This is a genomic window from Saccharomonospora piscinae, assembly GCF_005862235.1.
GTDB lineage: Bacteria > Actinomycetota > Actinomycetes > Mycobacteriales > Pseudonocardiaceae > Saccharomonospora > Saccharomonospora piscinae.
This window is the reverse complement of record NZ_VCEK01000001.1, coordinates 37,502-56,328: the sequence shown is the minus strand read 5'-3', so window position 1 is coordinate 56,328 and position 18,827 is coordinate 37,502. Positions and strand designations below refer to the sequence as shown.

Annotated in this window: 24 protein-coding genes; 9 read left to right on the top strand and 15 right to left on the bottom strand. The window is 72.4% G+C overall.

The annotated features are described in order from the left end of the window. Nucleotides 1-89 precede the first annotated feature (89 nt). Entirely contained in the window at nucleotides 90-578 is a 489-nt protein-coding gene (gene bldD / locus FFT09_RS00300; protein WP_024873694.1) for a transcriptional regulator BldD, read from the top strand. A 99-nt stretch (nucleotides 579-677) separates the two neighbouring features. Here bldD and nusB read toward each other — a convergent pair whose 3' ends face one another. From nusB to FFT09_RS00285, 3 genes are read right to left on the bottom strand one after another with little or no spacing between them, the layout of a single operon-like run. Beyond that, nucleotides 678-1,139 (bottom strand): transcription antitermination factor NusB, encoded by a 462-nt coding sequence (gene nusB / locus FFT09_RS00295; RefSeq protein WP_138381451.1) that lies wholly within the window; start codon nucleotides 1,137-1,139, stop codon nucleotides 678-680. A gap of 10 nt (nucleotides 1,140-1,149) precedes the next feature. Further along, the gene (efp, locus tag FFT09_RS00290; RefSeq protein WP_081190309.1) at nucleotides 1,150-1,707 is read right to left on the bottom strand and encodes an elongation factor P; all 558 of its coding nucleotides are present in this window, start codon (nucleotides 1,705-1,707) and stop codon (nucleotides 1,150-1,152) included. Nucleotides 1,708-1,742: 35 nt separating this feature from the next. Continuing rightward, nucleotides 1,743-2,855 (bottom strand): aminopeptidase P family protein, encoded by a 1,113-nt coding sequence (locus tag FFT09_RS00285; protein WP_081190310.1) that lies wholly within the window; start codon nucleotides 2,853-2,855, stop codon nucleotides 1,743-1,745. A 116-nt stretch (nucleotides 2,856-2,971) separates the two neighbouring features. On the opposite strand from FFT09_RS00285, the gene FFT09_RS00280 reads away from it, so the two are divergent. Then, on the top strand, nucleotides 2,972-3,460 hold the full coding sequence (locus FFT09_RS00280) for a hypothetical protein (protein ID WP_138381983.1): 489 nt from the start codon (nucleotides 2,972-2,974) through the stop codon (nucleotides 3,458-3,460). Here FFT09_RS00280 and FFT09_RS00275 read toward each other — a convergent pair. From FFT09_RS00275 to FFT09_RS00245, 7 genes are all read right to left on the bottom strand, one after another. Next, entirely contained in the window at nucleotides 3,436-4,971 is a 1,536-nt protein-coding gene (locus FFT09_RS00275; RefSeq protein ID WP_138381450.1) for a glycoside hydrolase family protein, read from the bottom strand. The two genes, FFT09_RS00280 and FFT09_RS00275, sit on opposite strands and share 25 nt — an antisense overlap. 30 nt (nucleotides 4,972-5,001) lie before the next feature. Further along, the gene (gene aroQ, locus FFT09_RS00270; protein WP_081190312.1) at nucleotides 5,002-5,439 is read right to left on the bottom strand and encodes a type II 3-dehydroquinate dehydratase; all 438 of its coding nucleotides are present in this window, start codon (nucleotides 5,437-5,439) and stop codon (nucleotides 5,002-5,004) included. Beyond that, nucleotides 5,436-6,542 carry a 3-dehydroquinate synthase gene (gene aroB, locus FFT09_RS00265; RefSeq protein ID WP_081190313.1) on the bottom strand — a complete coding sequence of 369 codons (1,107 nt, stop codon included), beginning with the start codon at nucleotides 6,540-6,542 and terminating at the stop codon, nucleotides 5,436-5,438. Before aroB ends, aroQ begins: the two co-directional genes overlap by 4 nt. 54 nt (nucleotides 6,543-6,596) lie before the next feature. Next, entirely contained in the window at nucleotides 6,597-7,136 is a 540-nt protein-coding gene (locus FFT09_RS00260; protein ID WP_138381449.1) for a shikimate kinase, read from the bottom strand. After that, entirely contained in the window at nucleotides 7,133-8,344 is a 1,212-nt protein-coding gene (aroC, locus tag FFT09_RS00255; RefSeq protein ID WP_081190315.1) for a chorismate synthase, read from the bottom strand. Before aroC ends, FFT09_RS00260 begins: the two co-directional genes overlap by 4 nt. 34 nt (nucleotides 8,345-8,378) lie before the next feature. Further along, nucleotides 8,379-9,035, bottom strand: a complete 657-nt coding sequence (locus FFT09_RS00250; RefSeq protein ID WP_138381448.1) for a prepilin peptidase — start codon at nucleotides 9,033-9,035, stop codon at nucleotides 8,379-8,381. A 116-nt stretch (nucleotides 9,036-9,151) separates the two neighbouring features. Next, on the bottom strand, nucleotides 9,152-9,544 hold the full coding sequence (locus tag FFT09_RS00245) for a hypothetical protein (RefSeq protein WP_138381447.1): 393 nt from the start codon (nucleotides 9,542-9,544) through the stop codon (nucleotides 9,152-9,154). A gap of 133 nt (nucleotides 9,545-9,677) precedes the next feature. Here FFT09_RS00245 and FFT09_RS00240 point away from each other — a divergent pair, with 133 nt between their 5' ends. Then, nucleotides 9,678-10,121: a Rieske (2Fe-2S) protein gene (locus FFT09_RS00240; protein WP_024873682.1), complete on the top strand. Its 444-nt coding sequence runs from the start codon at nucleotides 9,678-9,680 to the stop codon at nucleotides 10,119-10,121. A 15-nt stretch (nucleotides 10,122-10,136) separates the two neighbouring features. Here the strand turns inward: FFT09_RS00240 and FFT09_RS00235 are convergent, their stop codons facing one another. Both FFT09_RS00235 and FFT09_RS00230 read right to left on the bottom strand, forming a co-directional pair. Beyond that, the gene (locus tag FFT09_RS00235; protein WP_138381446.1) at nucleotides 10,137-10,592 is read right to left on the bottom strand and encodes a PTS sugar transporter subunit IIA; all 456 of its coding nucleotides are present in this window, start codon (nucleotides 10,590-10,592) and stop codon (nucleotides 10,137-10,139) included. Beyond that, complete coding sequence (locus FFT09_RS00230) at nucleotides 10,589-10,825, bottom strand: PTS sugar transporter subunit IIB (RefSeq protein WP_081190319.1); 237 nt, start codon at nucleotides 10,823-10,825, stop codon at nucleotides 10,589-10,591. The genes FFT09_RS00235 and FFT09_RS00230 overlap by 4 nt, the downstream gene beginning before the upstream one ends. Before the next feature lie 331 nt (nucleotides 10,826-11,156). Here FFT09_RS00230 and FFT09_RS00225 point away from each other — a divergent pair, with 331 nt between their 5' ends. The 6 genes from FFT09_RS00225 (at nucleotide 11,157) to FFT09_RS00200 (ending at nucleotide 15,303) form a co-directional block, all read left to right on the top strand. Continuing rightward, nucleotides 11,157-12,440 (top strand): PTS transporter subunit EIIC, encoded by a 1,284-nt coding sequence (locus tag FFT09_RS00225; protein WP_138381445.1) that lies wholly within the window; start codon nucleotides 11,157-11,159, stop codon nucleotides 12,438-12,440. A gap of 4 nt (nucleotides 12,441-12,444) precedes the next feature. Beyond that, nucleotides 12,445-12,711, top strand: a complete 267-nt coding sequence (locus tag FFT09_RS00220; protein ID WP_024873677.1) for an HPr family phosphocarrier protein — start codon at nucleotides 12,445-12,447, stop codon at nucleotides 12,709-12,711. Nucleotides 12,712-12,785: 74 nt separating this feature from the next. Next, nucleotides 12,786-13,079 (top strand): DUF6343 family protein, encoded by a 294-nt coding sequence (locus FFT09_RS00215; RefSeq protein WP_138381444.1) that lies wholly within the window; start codon nucleotides 12,786-12,788, stop codon nucleotides 13,077-13,079. After that, nucleotides 13,076-13,747: a phosphoribosyltransferase gene (locus FFT09_RS00210; protein ID WP_024873675.1), complete on the top strand. Its 672-nt coding sequence runs from the start codon at nucleotides 13,076-13,078 to the stop codon at nucleotides 13,745-13,747. The genes FFT09_RS00215 and FFT09_RS00210 overlap by 4 nt, the downstream gene beginning before the upstream one ends. Continuing rightward, a complete protein-coding gene (locus FFT09_RS00205; RefSeq protein WP_081190322.1) occupies nucleotides 13,744-14,382 on the top strand; it encodes a dienelactone hydrolase family protein in 639 nt (212 codons plus the stop codon). The genes FFT09_RS00210 and FFT09_RS00205 overlap by 4 nt, the downstream gene beginning before the upstream one ends. A gap of 108 nt (nucleotides 14,383-14,490) precedes the next feature. Continuing rightward, the gene (locus FFT09_RS00200; protein ID WP_138381443.1) at nucleotides 14,491-15,303 is read left to right on the top strand and encodes a serine hydrolase domain-containing protein; all 813 of its coding nucleotides are present in this window, start codon (nucleotides 14,491-14,493) and stop codon (nucleotides 15,301-15,303) included. 5 nt (nucleotides 15,304-15,308) lie between these two features. Here the strand turns inward: FFT09_RS00200 and FFT09_RS00195 are convergent, their stop codons facing one another. The 3 genes from FFT09_RS00195 to mltG form a co-directional block, all read right to left on the bottom strand. Beyond that, nucleotides 15,309-16,253, bottom strand: coding sequence for a D-2-hydroxyacid dehydrogenase family protein (locus FFT09_RS00195; RefSeq protein WP_138381442.1), 945 nt, complete (start codon nucleotides 16,251-16,253; stop codon nucleotides 15,309-15,311). 104 nt (nucleotides 16,254-16,357) lie between these two features. Next, a complete protein-coding gene (locus FFT09_RS00190; protein WP_138381441.1) occupies nucleotides 16,358-17,236 on the bottom strand; it encodes a shikimate dehydrogenase in 879 nt (292 codons plus the stop codon). Continuing rightward, complete coding sequence (gene mltG / locus FFT09_RS00185) at nucleotides 17,226-18,692, bottom strand: endolytic transglycosylase MltG (protein WP_244231221.1); 1,467 nt, start codon at nucleotides 18,690-18,692, stop codon at nucleotides 17,226-17,228. The genes FFT09_RS00190 and mltG overlap by 11 nt, the downstream gene beginning before the upstream one ends. Between the last annotated feature and the right edge of the window lie 135 nt (nucleotides 18,693-18,827).

Here is an 18,827-nt window from a genome sequence, read left to right as displayed (position 1 = left end):
GGCGTAACCATTACTCTGAGTATTCGGCTCAAGTGTTCCCTGTCGGTCATCGGAGGCCGCATCGGGGCGAGGAAACGGAGAACCACCACATGGGCGATTACGCCAAGGCGCTCGGGGCCAAGCTCCGCGGTATCCGCCAGCAACAGGGCCTGTCCCTGCACGGGGTCGAGCAGAAGTCCGGCGGCCGTTGGAAGGCCGTCGTCGTCGGCTCGTACGAGCGGGGCGACCGCGCGGTCACCGTTCAGAAGCTGGCCGAGCTCGCCGACTTCTACGGTGTGCCGGTGGTCGAGTTGCTGCCCGAGGGCAGGGTGCCGTCCGGCGCCGAACCCGCCACCAAGATAGTGATCAACCTCGAACGGCTCCAGCAGCTCCCCGCCGAGAAGGTGGGTCCGCTGGCCCGTTACGCGGCGACCATCCAGAGCCAGCGTGGCGACTACAACGGCAAGGTGCTCTCGATCCGCACCGAGGACCTGCGCTCGCTGGCGATCATCTACGACATGACACCCGGTGAGCTGACCGAGCAGCTCATCGAGTGGGGAGTGCTACCGCCCGAGGCCCGCCCTTCCGCGGAGGAATGAGCGGGCGCTCACCGCGACGGACCGCGCGCCCCGCGGCCCCCGGTCCGCGCGGTCCTCGGCGTTCGTGACCGGCACCCGTCCCGCGGGTGCGGGCTCTCGTCAGAGGACCGCGCGCAGACGGTCGGCGACCGTGCCGATCCGGCCGAGGACGCCGTTGACGAAGCGCGGCGAGTCGTCGGTCGACAACTCCCTGGCCAGGCCCACGGCCTCGTCGATGGCGACGGGGTCGGGCACGTCGGCGGCCCACAGCAGCTCGTAGAGCCCGACGCGCAGCACGGCCAGGTCGACCGGCGGCATGCGCCGCAACGACCACCCCTGCGCGTGCTCCGCGAGCACCTCGTCGATGCGCTCGCGATGGTGGCCGACGCCCTCCACCAGCGTGATGGTGTAGTCGCTGACCGGGTCGACCTCCACCGAGCCGACCCGGCCCGACAGCAACGTCACGGGGTCGTCGCCCCGCAACGCCGCCTCGTACAGGAACTCCACCGCGCGGCGCCGGGACGCGCGACGGCCCGCGCCGCCACGCCGGGCGGGCCGGGAGGAGCGCGCGTCGTCGTTCACCGTCCCGCCCTCAAGCACGGCCGAGGTAGCGGCCGTCGCGGGTGTCCACCTTGATCTTGGCGCCGGTGCTCAGGAACAGCGGGACCTGGATCTCGGCGCCGGTCTCCAGGATCGCCGGCTTGGTGCCGCCGGTCGAACGGTCGCCCTGCAGGCCCGGGTCGGTGTGCTGCACGACCAGCTCCACGGTCGTCGGCAGCTCGACGTAGAGCGCGGTGCCCTCGTGCATGCCGATCTGCACCTCGGTGTTCTCCAGCAGGAACCCTGCCGCGTCGCCCACGAGGGCGCCCGACAGCTCGAGCTGCTCGAAGGTCTCGCCGTCCATGAACACGTAGTCGGTGCCGTCGTTGTAGAGATACGTCATCTGCCTGCGGTCCACCGTGGCGGTGTCGACCTTGGTGCCCGCGTTGAAGGTGCGGTCCACCACCTTGCCGCTGATGACGTGCTTGAGCGTCGTACGGACGAACGCGCCGCCCTTACCGGGCTTGACGTGCTGGAAGTTCACGACGGACCACAGCTGGCCGTCCAGATTGAGGACCATGCCGTTCTTGAGGTCGTTGGTGCTGGCCACGAGTGTGCGTTCTCCTGTGTCGGGTGGGGCCGCGGCTACGCGACCACGAGTTCCTTGGTGCTCAGGGTGAGGAGCTCGGGAGTGCCCTCCCGCACGACGAGCGTGTCCTCGATCCGGACTCCACCGCGCCCCGCCAGGTAGACCCCCGGCTCCACGGTGACCGCCATGCAGGCCGACAGTGTACCGACGGCGGTCGCGGCCAGACTCGGTGCCTCATGCACGTCCAGCCCCACACCGTGACCGAGCCCGTGCGGGAACCGCTCACCGTACCCCGCCGCCGCGATCACGTCCCGGGCCGCGCGGTCGACCTCGGCGAGTTCCCTGCCGGGCCGCACCGCCGCCGCACCGGCGGCCTGGGCACGCGACACCAGTTCGTAGACCTCCCGCTGCCACTGGGCGGGCTCACCCAGGACCACCGTGCGCGTCATGTCGGAGTGATAACCGTCCACCACGGCACCGAAGTCGAGCTTCACGAAGTCGCCCTTCGCGAGCACCGCCGCCGTGGGCCGGTGGTGCGGGACCGCCGAGTTCGCCCCCGCCGCGACGATCGACGGGAACGCCGTGGCCTGCGCACCGTGCTCGGCCATGCGGTTCTCCAGCTCGCGGGCCACCTCCCGTTCGGTGCGGCCCGGGCGCAGACCTCCGTGTTCCAGCAGATCCGCCAGTGCTCGGTCGGCGGCGGCGCAGGCCTGGCGCAGCGCCGCGACCTCGGTCTCGTCCTTGCGCTCGCGCAGCGCCTCGGTGAGTCCGGGCGCGCGCCGCAACGTGATCTCGCCAGCGGCGTCGGCCAGGGTCGCGTGCTGTTCCACACTCACGTGGTCGCTCTCGAAGCCGACGACGTCACCGACACCGCCGGCACCGCCCCGGGCGAGCACGCGCCGCGCGTGGCCCACCAGCGCCGTGGCGCTGGGCCGCTCGATCATCCGGCGCAGCTCCGGCACCTCGGCCTCGGCCTGTGCGGTGTAGCGGCCGTCGGTGCAGAAGACCGTGCCGCCCTCGGAGCCCGTCACGAGCAGTGCCGCGTTCGAGCCGGTGAATCCGGTCAGATAACGGATGTTGCGCAGGTCCGTGACCAGCAACGCGGCCAGCTCGGCCTCGGCCAGCCGTTGTCGCAGCGCGTCGCGGCGCGTGGTGTGGATCTCGGGCACCGGCCCAGTCTAGGGCCGTGGGTTCGCCCGCCCGCGCACCGCCGTGGCGGTTCACCACGACGCTACGCGCCAGTAGAGTGACGCGGATGCCGTCCTGGATTCCGCGCGCACTCGGCATGGCGGTCCTGCATGCCGCCGCCACCGTGGCCGCCGCGAAGTTCGCCGTGTTCCAGCCCACCGAGGTCACGCTCGTCACCGTGATCGCGCTCGCCGTCCTCGTGGGAACAGCCGCCCTGTGGAGCGCCATCGACTCCTGGACCGGTCTTGCGGAAGCGGGCCGCGCCTGGTTCGTCGCCGCGCTCGTGGGAGGTGTGGGCTCAGGGGTGCTCACCGTGGTCGGCAAGGCGGTGTTCGTGGACCGGACCGGCGTCAGCGCGCTGGCCTCCGCACTCACCGGGGGCGCGGCGTTCACCGCGCTGCTCGTGCTCGTTCCCGCAGGGCTCGGCCTGCTGGTCGGGCGCAGGCTCCGTGCCACGCAGGGCCCCGGCGACGACTCCGGCGAGCCGGACGAGCCACGGGACGAGCCGAGGGACGAAACCGCGCCGTGGCGGCCCTCGCCACGGCCGCGCCGCCGGGATCGTCAGGACGCCGAGCCTGCGCGGTAGCCCAGAGCCGGGCCGCCCGGATACTGTCGCCACTGCTCGTCGCTCACCGGCGAGACGGGCGAGTCGTTGGGCTCCAGCGCCGCCGGGGACCGCAGCGGCCACAGCGTGCCGTCCAGCACCAGGCCGAGGCCGTGCCCCTCCGAGCGCACCGCACGCGCCCCCGGACGCAGGTGCCCCGCCACCGGGACCTCGTCGAGCACGGGCGGCCGTTCGTCGAGCACCCGCCGGGCCAGCTCGGTGGCCACCGAACGCCGCTCCACGCGCAGCAGCCTGCCGTCCACCACCAGATCCATCGTGCGCAGTGGCGACGGCACGGCGATGCCGTCAAGCACCGCGAGCGCCCGGCCGGGATCGTCGCAGCCCGCCACACCGTGGGCGTCGAGGCCGTAGTGCCGCAGGCCGGTGGGCGCGTTCGCCGCTCCGATCACGGTGGCCTGCACGACGTCGAACGGAACCCGCCCGCATACGTCCCGGGGCGAGGTCGGCGCGTGCCCGTCCGGCTGGCGCACCAGGCCGGGCCCCTCCTCCCACTCGCTCGGGATCGTCACCGGGCGGTACGGCGAAGCGGTGAAGGTACGGTTCCAGAACGTCAGTCCGGTGCCCTCGGCTGTCTGGTGCGCGATCGCGAAGGCGTCTATCGCGTCCACCCACATCAGATCCGCGCTGAACGCGTCCACCAGCGAGCGGGTGCGCGGTGCCGCGGTGCCGGCCACTGCCTCGAACCCGCCCTCGCCGAGCGCTTCCACGTCGCGGGCGAACGTCGGGTCCGTCGAGCGCAGCAGGAACTGTCCCGCGCCGTTCCAGCCCGCCGCACCACCGGTCGTGTCCGTGAACATCAGGTAGAACCAGCCGTCGAGATGGACGGCCGCGGGCTGGCCCGTGCCATAGGTGTTGTCCCGGTGGTTGTCGTGCGCCGCGGTCACCACGGGCCCTTCGGCCGCCCGCGTCCAGTTCACCCCGTCGGTGCTGGTGGCCACGCCGATCGCGTTGCCGTGCGCGTGATCGCCCGCCGCGCCCGTGTAGTACAGGTAGTAGGTCCCGTCCACCCGGATCACCGACGGATCGCAGGTGTGGACGGCGTCGAATCCGCCCGGATCACCCGACAGCACCGCGCGGGGAATGCCGCCACCGGGGCCCGTGAACGGTCCCGAGACCGAGCGGGCCTCCGCGAAGAGGATGTCGTCGCCGGCCGGGGCGGCACTGCCGTACTGGCTGCACCACCACATGCGCACCGTGCCGTCCTCCACGAGCAGCGTCGGGCCGTAGTTGTACGGGGCGTCGGCCCCGCCGCGTGCCACCACTCGCTCGCCGCCGCGCGGGTCGTCGACGGCGAGCGCGGCGGGCGGTTGCGGTGGCGGATCGGCGGCACGGGACTGCCCGCCGAGATCGCCTCCTCCCGCGGCGTCCCCCGTCCTCGGCGCCGCCTCCCCTGCGGTACACGCGGTGACCAGTGCCGCCACCACCCCCAGCGCGCATGCCGACCTCGCGGACGATCGTCGACGTCTACCCATGCTCTGCCGCGCCCCTCCCCCTCGCGCGGGTCAGCGGGCGTGTTCCGCCACCCATCGCAACGCCAGACGATAGCCGTCCACGCCGAGCCCGGCGATCACTCCGGTCGCGATGTCGGACAGCACACTGTGGTGCCGGAACGGCTCCCTGGCGTGCACGTTGCTGATGTGCAGCTCCAGCCACGGCGCGCGCAGCTGCGCCGCCGCGTCCCGGACCGCGATCGAGTAGTGCGTCCACGCCCCGGCGTTGAGCACCACCGGAGCCGCCGCGTCGGCGGCCTCGTGCAGCCAGCCGACCAGCTCGCCCTCGTGGTCGGTCTGGCGCACCACCACGTCGAGCCCCAGCTCCGCGCCGGTCTCGACGCACCCACGCGCGAGGTCGTCGTAGGTGGTGGAGCCGTACACCTCGGGCTGGCGCAGGCCCAGCCTGCCCAGGTTGGGTCCGTTGAGCACGTAGGCGGTGACACTCACAGCAGCACGCCCCCGTCGGCGGCGCGCCCGCCCGCGACGGCCGAGTACGCCCCCGCCAGCAGCGCGGGATCGGGGCCCTCCAGCCTGCCCGGCTTCGCCAGGCCGTCGAGCACGACGAAACGCAACGTCCCCGAGCGCGTCTTCTTGTCCGAGCGCATGGACTCGATCAGCTGGGGCAGCGCGTCGGGGTCGTAGGTCGTGGGCAGGCCCAACGCGGTCAGCACCGCCGCGTGCCGGTCGGCCGTGGCGTCGTCCAACCGGCCCGCCAGGCGCCCGAGCTCGGCGGCGAACACGAGGCCCACGCTCACCGCCGCACCGTGCCGCCAGCGGTACCGTTCCCTGCGCTCGATGGCGTGGGCCAGGGTGTGCCCGTAGTTCAGGACCTCGCGCAGGCCGGACTCCCGGAAGTCCGCCGCGACCACGTCGGCCTTCACCTTGATCGAGCGCGCCGCCAGCTCGGCGAGGACGTCGCCCTCCGGGTCGACGGCCGCGGCCGGGTCGGCCTCGATCAGCTCGAGGATGCGGGGGTCGGCGATGAAACCGTTCTTGACGACCTCAGCCATCCCGGCGACCAGCTCGTGCGGCGGCAGTGTCTCCAGCGTGGCGAGGTCGGCGAACACGGCCGACGGCTCGTGGAAGACACCGACGAGGTTCTTGCCCGCGTCGGTGTTGATGCCGGTCTTGCCACCCACCGCCGCGTCCACCATGCCCAGCAACGTGGTGGGCACGTTGACGAACCGCACCCCCCGCATCCAGGTTCCCGCGACGAACCCGGCCAGATCGGTGACCGCGCCACCACCGAGGCCGATCACCACGCCACGGCGGTCGAGCCCGATGCGGCCCAGCACCTCCCAGCAGAAGTCGGCCACCGACAGCGCCTTGCCGTCCTCGGCGTCGGGGATCTCCACCCGGTGTGCGTCCAGCCCCGCTTCGGCCAGCTCCGAGCGCACCGCCTCGGCGGTCGTGGTGAGCGTGGGCGGGTGCAGGATCGCGATCGCCGAGGCGTCGCGGACCGACTCGGTGAGTTCGCCGAGCAGGCCGCGGCCCACCACGACGTCGTGGGGTCGCGCGGTGCGCACCGGGATGCGCACGGGTTCCGACATGTCTTTCCTCATCGCTCGCGTCCTCGTCGTCGTCGCTGCGTTCGTCGTCGCCGCTCAGTGCGGGCGGGCCGCCTCGCCGGGCAGTCGTGCCATCAGGGTGTCGGTGACCTCGTCCGGGGTGAGCCCGTCGGTGTCGACCTCCACGGTGGCGATGGCCCGGTAGAGGGGTAGCCGGGCGTCGAGCAGGGCCTTGTAGGTGGCGCGCGGGTTGACCCCCGCGAGCAGGGGCCGCGCCGTGGACAGCCCGGCGCGGCGGACGCCCTCCGCCATGCCGACACCCAGAAACACCACGGTGTGCCCGGCCAGCCGCTCCCGGGTGGTCGCGGACAGCACCGCGCCTCCGCCGAGGGCGAAGACTCCGGTGCACTCCCGCAGTCCCCGCTCCACGGCCGCTTCCTCGATCGCACGGAACACCTCCTCGCCGTCGGAGGCGAAGATGTCCGAGATGGGGCGGCCCTGCTCCCGCTGGATCTCGGTGTCGGCATCGTGGAACTCGACGCCGAGTCGCTGCGCCAGCAGCCGACCCACCGTGCTCTTGCCCGATCCCGGCGGGCCGATCACCACGATCGGCTCCGCCCTGCTCGTGTCCGTCACGACCGCGACCGCTCCCAGAACTCCGTCAGCTCGCCGAGATAGGACTCCGCGTTGCGCCGGGTCTCGGCCAGGGAGTCACCACCGAACTTCTCCAGCGCCGCGTCGGCGAGCACGAGCGCCACCATCGACTCCAGCACGACACCGGCCCTCGGCACGGCACAGACGTCCGAACGCTGGTGGATCGCCACCGCGGCGTCGCCCGTCGCCACGTCCACGGTGGCCAGCGCCCTGGGCACCGTCGAGATCGGCTTCATCGCGACCCGCACACGCAGCGGCTCGCCGTTGGTCATACCGCCTTCCAGGCCACCGGCCCGGTTGCTGCGTCGCGACACCCCACGACCAGCACGGCCGTCGGCGGCCGCGTCGATCTCGTCGTGCGCCTCGCTACCCCACCGCGCCGCGGTGGTGAAGCCGTCGCCGATCTCCACGCCCTTCATGGCCTGCACGCTCATCAGCGCGGCCGCGAGCCGGGAGTCGAGCCTGCGCTCCCAGTGGACGTGCGAGCCGAGACCCGGAGGAAGCCCGTACGCGATCACCTCGACCACACCACCGACGGTGTCGCCCGCCTTCCGGACCTGATCCACCTCGGCGACCATCGCGTCGGTGGCCTGCTGACCGAACGCTCGCACAGGGCTCTCGTCCACGGCCGCGAGGTCACCCGGCGCCGGCAGCGGCCCCTCGGGGGCGCTCGCCCTGCCGATCGACACCACATGGCTCACGATCTCGATTCCGAGCAGCTGCCGGAGAAACGCCCGCGCGACGGTCCCGAGCGCTGTCCGCGAGGCGGTCTCGCGCGCGCTGGCCCGTTCCAGGACCGGCCTGGCCTCGTCGAAGCCGTACTTGAGCATGCCCGGCAGATCGGCGTGCCCCGGCCGGGGCCGGGTCAGCGGCTCGTTGCGTGCCAGGCCCTCCAGCTCGGCCGGGTCCACGGGATCGGTGGCCATCACCTTCTCCCACTTCGGCCACTCGGTGTTGTCGATCTTCACCGCGACCGGCCCGCCCTGGGTGCGTCCGTGCCGGACGCCGCCGAGGAACTCGACCTGGTCCGTCTCGAACCCCATCCGGGGACTGCGGCCGAAGCCGAGCCGCCTGCGCGCGAGTTGCTCACCCAGATCGGCGGACGTGACCTCGACGCCCGCCACCATGCCCTCCAGGATGGCGGCGAGGGCGGGACCATGCGATTCACCAGCGGTTATCCAACGCAGCACAACGCCAATGTTGTCACGCGCCCCGAGCGCCCCGTCAGCTGCCCACACGCACCACCTCTCCCGGAAGTGACACCCCGAGCACCGTGGCCGCCAGCAGGCCGGGTCCGTGTGGCACGCCGTCGCGCCATCGCCGCGTTCCCGCGAGTGCCGCGGCGGCACCCAGCACCGCGGTGAACAGGGAGGCCAGCACCAGCGAGACCACCAGTGTCGGCCACCCCGCCGCCGTGCTGAGCACCCCGAGACTGCCCGAGAGCTTCACGTCGCCGGGGCCGAGCGAGCCCGGCGCGAGGGCGTGGACTGCGCAGTGACAGGCCAGTGTGACCGCACCACCCACGAGCGCGGCCAGCGCGAGCGGCGGGCCCGGCCCGCTGGCGGCGGCGGAACCGACGGCCGCGAGCGCGACCGCGTACGCGGGCAGGGTGAGGACGTCGGGAAGCCGCCGGTACCGGAGGTCCGCCACCGCCAGCGGGACCGCGAACGCGGCGGCGGCCAGGGGTACGGGCAGCCACCAGCCCGGCAGCACGCCCTGCGCCGCCAGCAGTCCGGTGGCGCCCCACAAGGCACCCGTGGCCGGGCCGCACCACACGGGCACGGGCGCGGGCCTGCGGGCACGGGACAACGCGCGGCTCGCGGCCCATCCGACCACAAGCCCGATCACAGCGAGCGGTAATGTCACGATCACCCAGTGCATGACTCCGAGGGTGCGGCGACCACTGCGGCCCCGGCAAGCTCACCGGCGCGCGAACGGCACCGCCCGGTTCGCGCAGCCCCACATCACCCCTGACCGGGTGACGCGGAAACGGCCCGTCAGCGCACCGCACCCGAAGGCGCCCGGCGCGCGCCGCGCACCCCGGGCAGCAGCAGCGCCGCCCCGAAGACCACGCACGCCACCTCGGTGATCACACCCCAGAGCTCCTCCTGAGTGGCGAACTGCTCCTGCACACCGAAGAAGCCGACCGTCAGCGACAACACGTAGGCGCCGAGAGTCGCGAGGCCGAAGGCGATGGCCGCGAGCGCGGGCAACGGATGACGCCACACGAGCACGGCCACCGCGATCACCACGCCGGCGACGACGTTGACCAGGAACAGGGGCCCGACCACGGCCATGTCGCCGGCCCAGTCGTCCCACACCACCCAGTGGACCCACGCGGAGCCGAGCAGCCCTGCCGCGACGAGCACCCGCAAGATCCAGCCGATCATCGCGCCACCCCGTATCGTCGATGTACACCGGCGTGTTCACGCTCCGCACAGCCACGGTACGCCAGATGATCGAATCTTCACACAACTCGCCCGGAGCGTGAACCACCTCGGGGACGACGACGTTGGGATGGACATGACCGGACGAACGCACAGCCGCCGCACCGTGCTGACCACCGGCGCCGCCGTGGCCGGAACCGCATTCGGCGCCGCCGCACTCACCGCCTGTTCGGGCGAGGACTCCTCGCCCGGCGGCAACGACCAGCCCGACGGTTCGGTGTCACCGGGCACCGAACTGGCCTCGCTCGACGACGTCCCCGTCGGCTCCGCCACCTCCGTGACCACTCCCGACGGCCAGGAGGCGATCCTCTCCCGTCGCGCCGAGAACGAGGTCACGGCGTTCAGCGCCGTGTGTACCCACCAGGGCTGCACCGTGGTCGCCGAGCAGTCCGAACTCCGCTGCCCCTGCCACAACTCGACCTTCGACCCGTTCACCGGCGCGGTGCGGGGCGGTCCGGCGGAGGCGCCGCTGCCCGGTATCGAGGTCGCGATCGAGGGCGACCGGATCGTCACCCGGTGAACCCCGGCAGGACCGTCAGTCGCCCCAGGTGAACAACGGCTGTCCCGCGGCGATCGGCTCCCCGGTCGCCGCGGTGGACAGCGCATCGGCTGCCGCGTCGAGCGCGACCACCGGTACCAGCGGCGAGAACCCCGCCTCGGCCACCGCGCCGGGATCCCAGCTGACCACGGGCTGTCCCGCGCGCACCGCTTCACCGCGCACCACGTGCGGCGTGAATCCCTCACCCTGCTGCTTGACCGTGTCGATACCCAGGTGAACCAGCACCGCCCTGCCGTGCTCGCCCGCCACGACGAACGCGTGCGGGTGCAGCGTGGCGATCGTGCCGTCGATCGGAGACACCGCGTCGGCACGTCCCCCGGCGGGCCGCACCGCGATCCCGGGGCCCACCATCGCCTCGGCGAACACGGCGTCGGGCAACTCTCCCAGCTCCAGCGTCGTACCCGCCACCGGGCTGCCCACCGCCAGGCTCACAACAGATCCTGGATGTCCTCGGCGATCGCGTCGGCCTCGGGGCCCACGACGACCTGCACCACGGTGCCCACCGTCGTGACCCCGTGTACGCCGAGCTGCTTGAGAGCGGCCTCGTCGACGACGGCGGCGTCCTCCAGTTCGCAGCGCAGTCGCGTGATGCAGCCCTCGATCTCGGCGACGTTTCCGGCGCCACCGAGGGCCGCCAGAATCTTCTCCGGCCTGTCGTCCGCCATCGCGGTCTCCCTGTGAGTAGTCGTGCCGAACGGCCGGGGCGTCGCCACCGTGGGCACGAACGCGTCACGGCGGTTGACACCCGGGCGGGTCGCGGAGCATTCTGCCCCATCACATCAGTGGTCTAGACCGGAACGTACCAATTGTGGTCCTTCGTAGCGAGTATGCCGCCGCTTCGCCGCCTCCCGGCTCTACACCGCAGCGCCGCGGGCCGCCGCGTACCTGATCGCGCGCGACAGGGCGACCGCTGTCAGCACCGCGTTCCGGGCGCCCGGATTCCGCGCGAAGACCACGACCAGCAATCCGGATCCGGGAGTCTGAGGGAGGACACGGATGATTACCGCATCCGACACGGGCAAGCCCAAGAAGAACAGACTCGCGGGGCTGCAACGGTTCGGCCGCAGCCTCATGCTGCCCATCGCCGCGCTGCCCGCGGCCGGGCTGCTGCTGCGGCTGGGCCAGGACGACATGCTCGGCCGGTGGGAGGCCACCGAGGACATCGCGAGTGTCCTCGCCGCCGCGGGCGGCGGGCTGTTCGACTGGCTGCCGCTGCTGTTCGCCGTCGGCATCGCGGTCGGGTTCGCCCGTAAGGGTGACGGTTCCACCGGGGTGGCCGCGGTGGTCGGCTTCGTGGTGTTCAACAAGGTGGTCCAGGTCTTCGCCCCCATCGAGGAGATGGAAGGCTTCGACGAAGCCTGGCTGCTCGCTCCGATCAAGTGGCCCTACAGCGTGCTGTCGGGGGTGGTGGTCGGGCTGGTGACCGCCGTGCTCTGGCAACGCTTCCACCGCATCAAGCTGCCGCCCTACCTGGCGTTCTTCGGTGGCCGCCGGTTCGTTCCCATCATCAACTCGGTCGCCCTGCTGCTGCTGGGGGTCGTGTTCGGGCTGGTCTTCCCGGTGATCAACGCCGGAATCCAGAACCTGGGCGAGCTCGCCACCAGCGACGCCGTCCTCGGCGGTGGGATCTACGGTGTGCTGAACCGGCTGCTCATCCCGATCGGGCTGCACCAGCTGCTCAACGTGCCCGTGTGGTTCGTCCTCGACGGTGGCGACATCAACAACTTCTTCGACGGTGACCCCGAGGCCGGCGCCTTCATGACCGGGTTCTTCCCGATCTTCATGTTCGCTCTGCCCGCCGCGGCACTGGCGATCTGGCAGACGGCGCGCCCCAGCCAGAAGAAGGTCGTCGGCGGCATCATGATCTCGGCGGCCCTGACGGCGTTCCTCACCGGCATCACCGAGCCGATCGAGTTCACGTTCATGTACGTCGCGTTCCCGCTGTACCTCATCCACGCCCTGCTCACCGGTGTCTCACACGCCCTGGTCAACGCGTTGGACATCCACCTCGGCTTCACGTTCTCCGCGGGCGGCATCGACTTCGCACTCAACTCCGGCGCCGCCGCGGCGAGTCAGGCGTGGCTGCTCATCCCGATCGGGCTGGTCTACGCGGTGATTTACTACCTGCTGTTCCGGTGGGCCATCACCAAGTGGAATCTGCGTACCCCCGGCCGCGAGGAGGACGAGGTCGCGGACAGACCCGCCGATTCCTCGCAGGCCGCCGACCCGCCAGCGTCGCCGTCCGGCGGCACTGTCCCCGACGACACGACGAAGGGATGACGACGTGCCCGAGCGCACAGTGACCGTGGCGAGCGAGGTCGGCCTGCACGCCCGGCCCGCCGCCCTGGTCGCCAAGACGGCGGCGGCCCAGGCCGTGCCGGTGACCATCGCCAAGGACGGTGGTGACCCGGTGCAGGCGGCCAGCGTGCTCAACCTGATGACTCTGGCAGCGGGCCAGGGGGACACGGTGGTCATCGCGGCCGAGGGCGACGGAGCACAGGAAGCCGTGGACGCGGTGGCCGACGTCGTCGCCCAGGACCTCGACGGTTAGCCGGTCCGCACACGCGGCCCCGCTCCCGCGCCGGGCCGCGTGTGTGGCCGCCCCGACCGGGGTACTCGATCTCCATGCAGGCACGAGCACACCATTCACGGCCTCGCTCCCGCGAGGACTACGCGCGGGGCCTGCCCGACTACCACGACCCGACGGCGGGCTTCGGCGGTGCCGCGCCCGCCTACAGCGCGCTGACGCTGCGGATCGTGCTCGCCACACTGGCCGTCGTGCTGGCGATCGGCGGCGCGGTCCTGTTCGCCTACGCCGACGCCTGGTGGGGCACGGTGCTACTGGGCCTCGTCGCCGTCGGCAGCGCCGTGGACCTCGCCTGGGTCGTCCACCGCAAGCGGCGGGGGGAACCCGGATGAGCCGCAGAGCCGCCGCCACGGGCAGGATCTACGCCGATCGCGGCGAGGCAGGCCGCGTACTCGCCGAGGCGTTGCGCGACGCCGACTGGGTCGAACCCGTGGTGCTCGGGCTCGCGCGGGGCGGGGTTCCGGTGGCCGCCGAGGTCGCCGCCGCGCTGGGCGCACCACTCGGCGTCGCGGTCGCCCGCAAGATCGGAGCCCCGGGTCGTCCGGAGTTCGGCGTCGGTGCCGTCACCGCGCACGGTCCGGTCGTCGTGGACGAGTACAGCGTCCGCATGGTCGGCATGACCCACGACGAACTCGACCAGGCCGGTGACGCACAACGCGAGGAGGCGCTGCGCAGGCTGGGCGTCTACCAGCGCGGGCGCGACCCCGAACGGCTGGAGGGCCGTGACGTCATCGTCGTCGACGACGGGCTGGCCACCGGGGTCACCGCCACCGCCGCGCTGCGTGCCCTCCGCCGGGAAGGCCCCCGCAGGCTCGTGTTCGCCGCCCCCGTCTGCGCTCCCCCGGCCGCCGCGGCGCTGCGGGCCGAGGCCGACGCGGTGGTCTGCGTGTCCGAGCCGCCGCAGTTCCAGGCCGTCGGCCAGTGGTACCGCAACTTCTCGCAGACCGGCGACGACGAGGTGGTCACCCTGCTGGACCGCTACGCCGGGGGCGACCCGTGACGGTCCCGTTCGGCGTGGCGACCGGCACGACCGCACTGTCGGGCGAGTTGACCGTTCCGGCCGACGCGCGAGGAGTGGTGGCGTTCGCCCACGGCTCCGGCAGCTCGCGGCGCAGTCCCCGCAACGTCGCGGTCGCCCGGAGCCTGCAGGACCAGCGCCTCGCGACCCTGCTGTTCGACCTGCTCACCGCCGAGGAGGGCAGCCGCGACGCCGCGACCGGCGAGCTGCGTTTCGACATCGGCCTGCTCGCGGGCCGCCTCGTGACCGCCGTGGACCAGCTGAACGGTGCCGCCACCACCCGGACACTGCCCCTCGGCCTGTTCGGGGCGAGTACCGGTGCGGCGGCGGCGCTGGTGGCGGCGGCACGCAGGCCGGAGCTCGTGAAGGCCGTCGTCTCCCGGGGTGGACGCCCCGACCTCGCGGGCGCCGCGCTGACCGACGTGGAGTGCCCGACGTTGCTCATCGTCGGCGGGCAGGACAGCCAGGTGCTGCGCCTGAACGAACAGGCCGCCCGGCGGCTGGCCGGCCCGTGTGAGCTGGAGGTGGTCCCGGGCGCCACCCACCTGTTCGAGGAGCCGGGCGCGCTCGAACAGGTCAGCGACCTCGCCGCGGGGTGGTTCACCCGCCACCTCTGACACCGTGTCCGCAGCCCGCGTAGCCGTGTCCGCAGCCTGCGTAGCAGTGTCTGCAGCCCGCGTCGCCGTGTCCGCAGGCCGCGTCGCGGGCGGCGTTAGAGTGAGGGCATGGACAGCGTGCGCCTGATCGACCAGTGGCCCGTCGACAACGCCGCCGTGGCGGTGGTCCGGGCCGACGGCACCCTGCTCGGCGCTCACGGCGACCGGGCGCGGGCGTTCCCGCTCGCCTCGGTCACCAAGCTGCTCACCGCCTACACCACGCTCATCGCCGTCGAGGAGGGCGCGGTCGAACTCGACCAGCCCGCCGGCCCCGAGGGCGCCACCGTTCGCCACCTGCTGGCTCACACCGCCGGGCTCGGCTTCAACGAACACCGCGTGCTCGCCCCACCCGGACAGCGCAGGCTCTACTCCACCGCCGGTTTCGAGCAGCTTGCCGACGCGGTCAGCGAGCACACCGGGATCGCGTTCGAGCGCTACCAGCGGGAGGCGCTGCTGCAACCGCTCGGGCTGCGTGACACCGTGCTCAATGGCTCCGTCGGCGCGGGTGCGGAGTCCACTGTGAACGATCTGGTCCGGTTCGCCGCCGAGTTGCAGCGCCCGACGTTGCTTCACCAGACGACGCTCGACGAGGCCACGACCGTGGCGTTTCCCGGTATGAGCGGCGTGCTGCCCGGGTTCGGCCACCAGAAGCCGAACGACTGGGGGCTCGGCTTCGAGCTGCGCGACCACAAGGATCCGCACTGGACGGGTAAGCGCAGCTCGCCCCGCACGTTCGGCCACTTCGGACAGTCTGGAACCTTCCTCTGGGTCGATCCCGAGGCAGGCGTGAGCTGCGTGGCGCTGACCGACCGCGACTTCGGCCCGTGGGCCGCGCAGGCATGGCCGGAGTTCACCGACGCCGTCCTGGCCGAACTCGGCTGAGCGGCTCAGGACGTCAGCACCCGCACCGGCGCTCCCGCCTGGAAAGCGGCGATGTCGGCCACGGCGTCCCGGTAGAACACCTCGTACACATCACGGGTGACGAACCCGATGTGCGGGGTCAGGACCGCGTTCGGCAGGGTCCTCAGCGGGTGGTCGGCCGGCAGCGGCTCCTCGTCGTAGACGTCCAGGGCCGCCGCCCCGATGATCCCGCCGCGCAGCGCGTCGATCAGCGCCGCCGTGTCCACGATGGGTCCCCGTGAGGTGTTGACCAGCAGCGCCGTGTCCTTCATCGCCGCCAGCTCGGCGGCCCCGAGCAGGCCACGGGTGCGATCGCTGAGCACGAGGTGCACCGTCAGCACGTCGGAGGTGGCGAGCAGCTCGTCCTTCGACACCGCCGTGACGTCGTGTTCCGCGGCCCGCTGCGCCGTGAGGTTCCGGCTCCACGCCACGGTTCGCATCCCGAACGCCTGGCCCACGCGGGCGACCTGCGACCCGAGCCGTCCCAGGCCGAGCACACCGAGAGTCGCGCCCCGCAGGCTGGTCCCGAGCGTCGTCTGCCACCCGCCGTCCCGCATCGCCGCCAGTTCCACGGGCAGCCGCCGGTGTGCGGCGAGGATCAGCGCCCACGTCAGCTCCACGGTCGGATGCGGCAGGTAGCCCGTCCCGCACACCACCACGTCGTGCTCGCGCGCCGCGTCGAGGTCGATGGCGGCGTTGCGCTGCCCGGTCGTGACGAGCAGCCGGAGGTCCGGCAGGCGCGCGAGCAGTGACGCGGGAAACGGCGTGCGCTCGCGCATGGCGACGACGACGTCGAACCCGGCGAGGCGCGGGACCAGTTCGTCGTGGTCGGCGATGTGTTCGGTGAACACCTGGATGTCGGCGTTCAGGGAGGCCCAGTCGGCCAGTTCGAGGGCGACGTTCTGGTAGTCGTCGAGGATCGCGATCCGCATGGGCCCACGCTAGCGTGCGCGCGCTGCGGACACGGCTACACAACCCGCGGACACGGCTACGCGAACTGCGGACACGGCTACACAACCTGCGGACACGGCGGCGCTCAGTTCAGGGGCAGCGGCAGGGTGTGGCCCGTGGCCTCGCGCAGCGCGTCGCGCATGGCCTCACGCGGTGCGGACAGGCCGGTGAACTGCTCGACCTGCCCGAAAGACTGGTGCAGCAGCATGTCCAGGCCCGTCGCCACCCGGCCGTGACGTTCCAGCGCCGTCTCGGCCAGCGGCGTCGGCCACGGGTGGTAGATCACGTCGAGTACGCACGGCACCTGGGCCAGCGCGGCGGCGTCCCGTGCCACGGCCTCCGGTGGTGCGGTGCTCACCAGCACCCGCGCCGCGGTGGCCAGCTCGCCGAGCTCGGTGTCCGCCCACCGGTGTACGCGCACGGCGAGCCCGGCGCGGCGCGCGGCCGACTCGGCCTCCCCCGCCCTCGCCGGGTCCCGCACGACGAGCCGCACCTCGGTCAGCCCGAGTTCGGCGAGCGCGGCCACGGCGGCCGCCGCCGTTCCGCCCGCGCCGAGCACGAGTGCCGTGCCGCCGCCCTCCCCCGCGCGCAGACCGCCCGCGGCCCGCAGTGCGTCCGCGACACCGTCGACGTCGGTGCAGTCCGCGTGCCAGCGCCCGGACGCGGCGCGGGTCAGCGTGTTGGCCGCGCCGACCACCCTCGCCCTCGGGGTGGCCACGTCCGCGATGTCCAGCGCGACCCGTTTGCCCGGCATCGTGACCGACAGGCCCGTCCATTCCGGGCCGAGTCCCGCCACGAAACCCGGCAGGGAATCGGCATCGACCTCGTGCGTGTCGTAGCGCCACCCGCTGAGGCCGAGAGCCGCGTACGCCGCGTTGTGCAGGACCGGGGACAGCGAGTGCCGCACCGGCGACCCCGCCAGCCCCGCCCTGCGTGCGGTCCCGCGACCGGCCTCAGTAGACATCGCGAGCCCGCGCGTCGTCCCGGTCGGCGAGATGGTCCTCGTACTCCACGTTGAAGCACGACAGGCCGTTCTTCTCGCACTTGACGAAGTAGACGTAGTCGGTGTCCTCGGGCTTCAGTGCCGCCGCGATCGCCTCGGCGCTCGGCGACGCGATGGGCGTCGGCGGCAGACCTATCGTCTCGTAGGTGTTGTAGGGCCCCTGGTTCGCCCTGGCCTCGTCGTCGGTGGTGAGTTCGGGCCGTTCGAGCAGATAGTTCACCGTGGAGTCCATGCCCAGGGGCATCTCGATCTCCATGCGATTGTCGATCACGCTGGAGACCTTCCCGAAGTCGGCCTTCACCGCTTCCTTCTCGATGATCGAGGCGATCACGAGAACCTCGTACGGGCTGTAGTCCAGATCGTCCGCCGCGCCCGGCAGTCCCGCCGCCTCCAGCCGCGTCACGGAGGAGTCCAGCACCTGCGACAGCAGCTCGCGGGCGTCCGAGCCCGGCCGCACGTCGTAGACGCCGGGCGCGATGAGCCCTTCGAGCGTCCGGCCCTCCTCGGCCTCGGCCGCGTCCCGTGCCGCCCAGTCGGGCAGCCCGAGTTCGGCGGGGTCGACCGTGTCGGCGGTCTCGCGCAGCTCCTCCGGCGAGACGCAGGTGCTCTCGCCGTTCACCGTGGCGCAGGATGCCTTCGACAGGAGGCTGAACACCCCGGGGGTCACCGAGTCGTCGGGCTGGATGACGTCGGAGAGCTGGGTGCCCGCCCTGATCTGCAGATGTCCCACCCGCGCCTCTTCGGCGACCAGCGCCGACACCGCGGACTCACCCGACATCTTGCTCTTGACCTGGTAGTAGCCGGGCTGCACGCTGAGCAGGCGCTGGTCCGACTCCCCGGCCGCGAGGAACGCCTCCGCACTGGCCACCGCGTCGAGCTCGGCGAGCTTGCGCGCGATCACGCTGGTGACGTCGCCGTCCTCGACATGCAGGATGACATCGCCCTCACCGGGGCCGTCGTAGTCCTCGTAGCCGAACCCGAGCAGTTCCCGGGCCCCGAAGTACGAGCCTCCCGCGAGCACGGCGAGCAGGAGCAGGGCGGCGATCCACTTGAGCAGCCTTCGGCCCCGGCCGCCCCGGGGCGGTTCCTCGTCGTCGAGGTCCCGGTCGTCGCCGAAGTACTCGGGCTCCGCCCGGTCGCCGTCCTCCGCCGACGACGCCGACACCACACGCCTGCCGTCGCGCTGGTCGTCCGCGTCGTCGAGCAGGTCGTCGTCATCGTCGTAGTAGTAGTCGTCGTCATAGTCGTCGTAGTCGTCGCGACCGTCGTAGCCCAGTTCCTCGTCGTAGAGGTCGTCGTAGGCGTCGTCGTCGAGCCGCAGCACCTCGGTGGGGTTCTCGTCCGGTGGTACCCCGTCGTTGGGTGAGGGCCTGCGACGGCGTCGCGGGGGGCGTCCCGGTGGTGGCCCGGGCCGCACGGGCGGCGCGGGAGGCTGTGCGGCCGGTGGAGCCGGTGGGGTGGGGTCACCGCCGAAGTCGTCGAGCAGATCGCCCTGATCGCCCGCCGGGGGCGGCAGATTCGGTTCGGGCGCCGCGTGCCGCGCGGTGCGGGG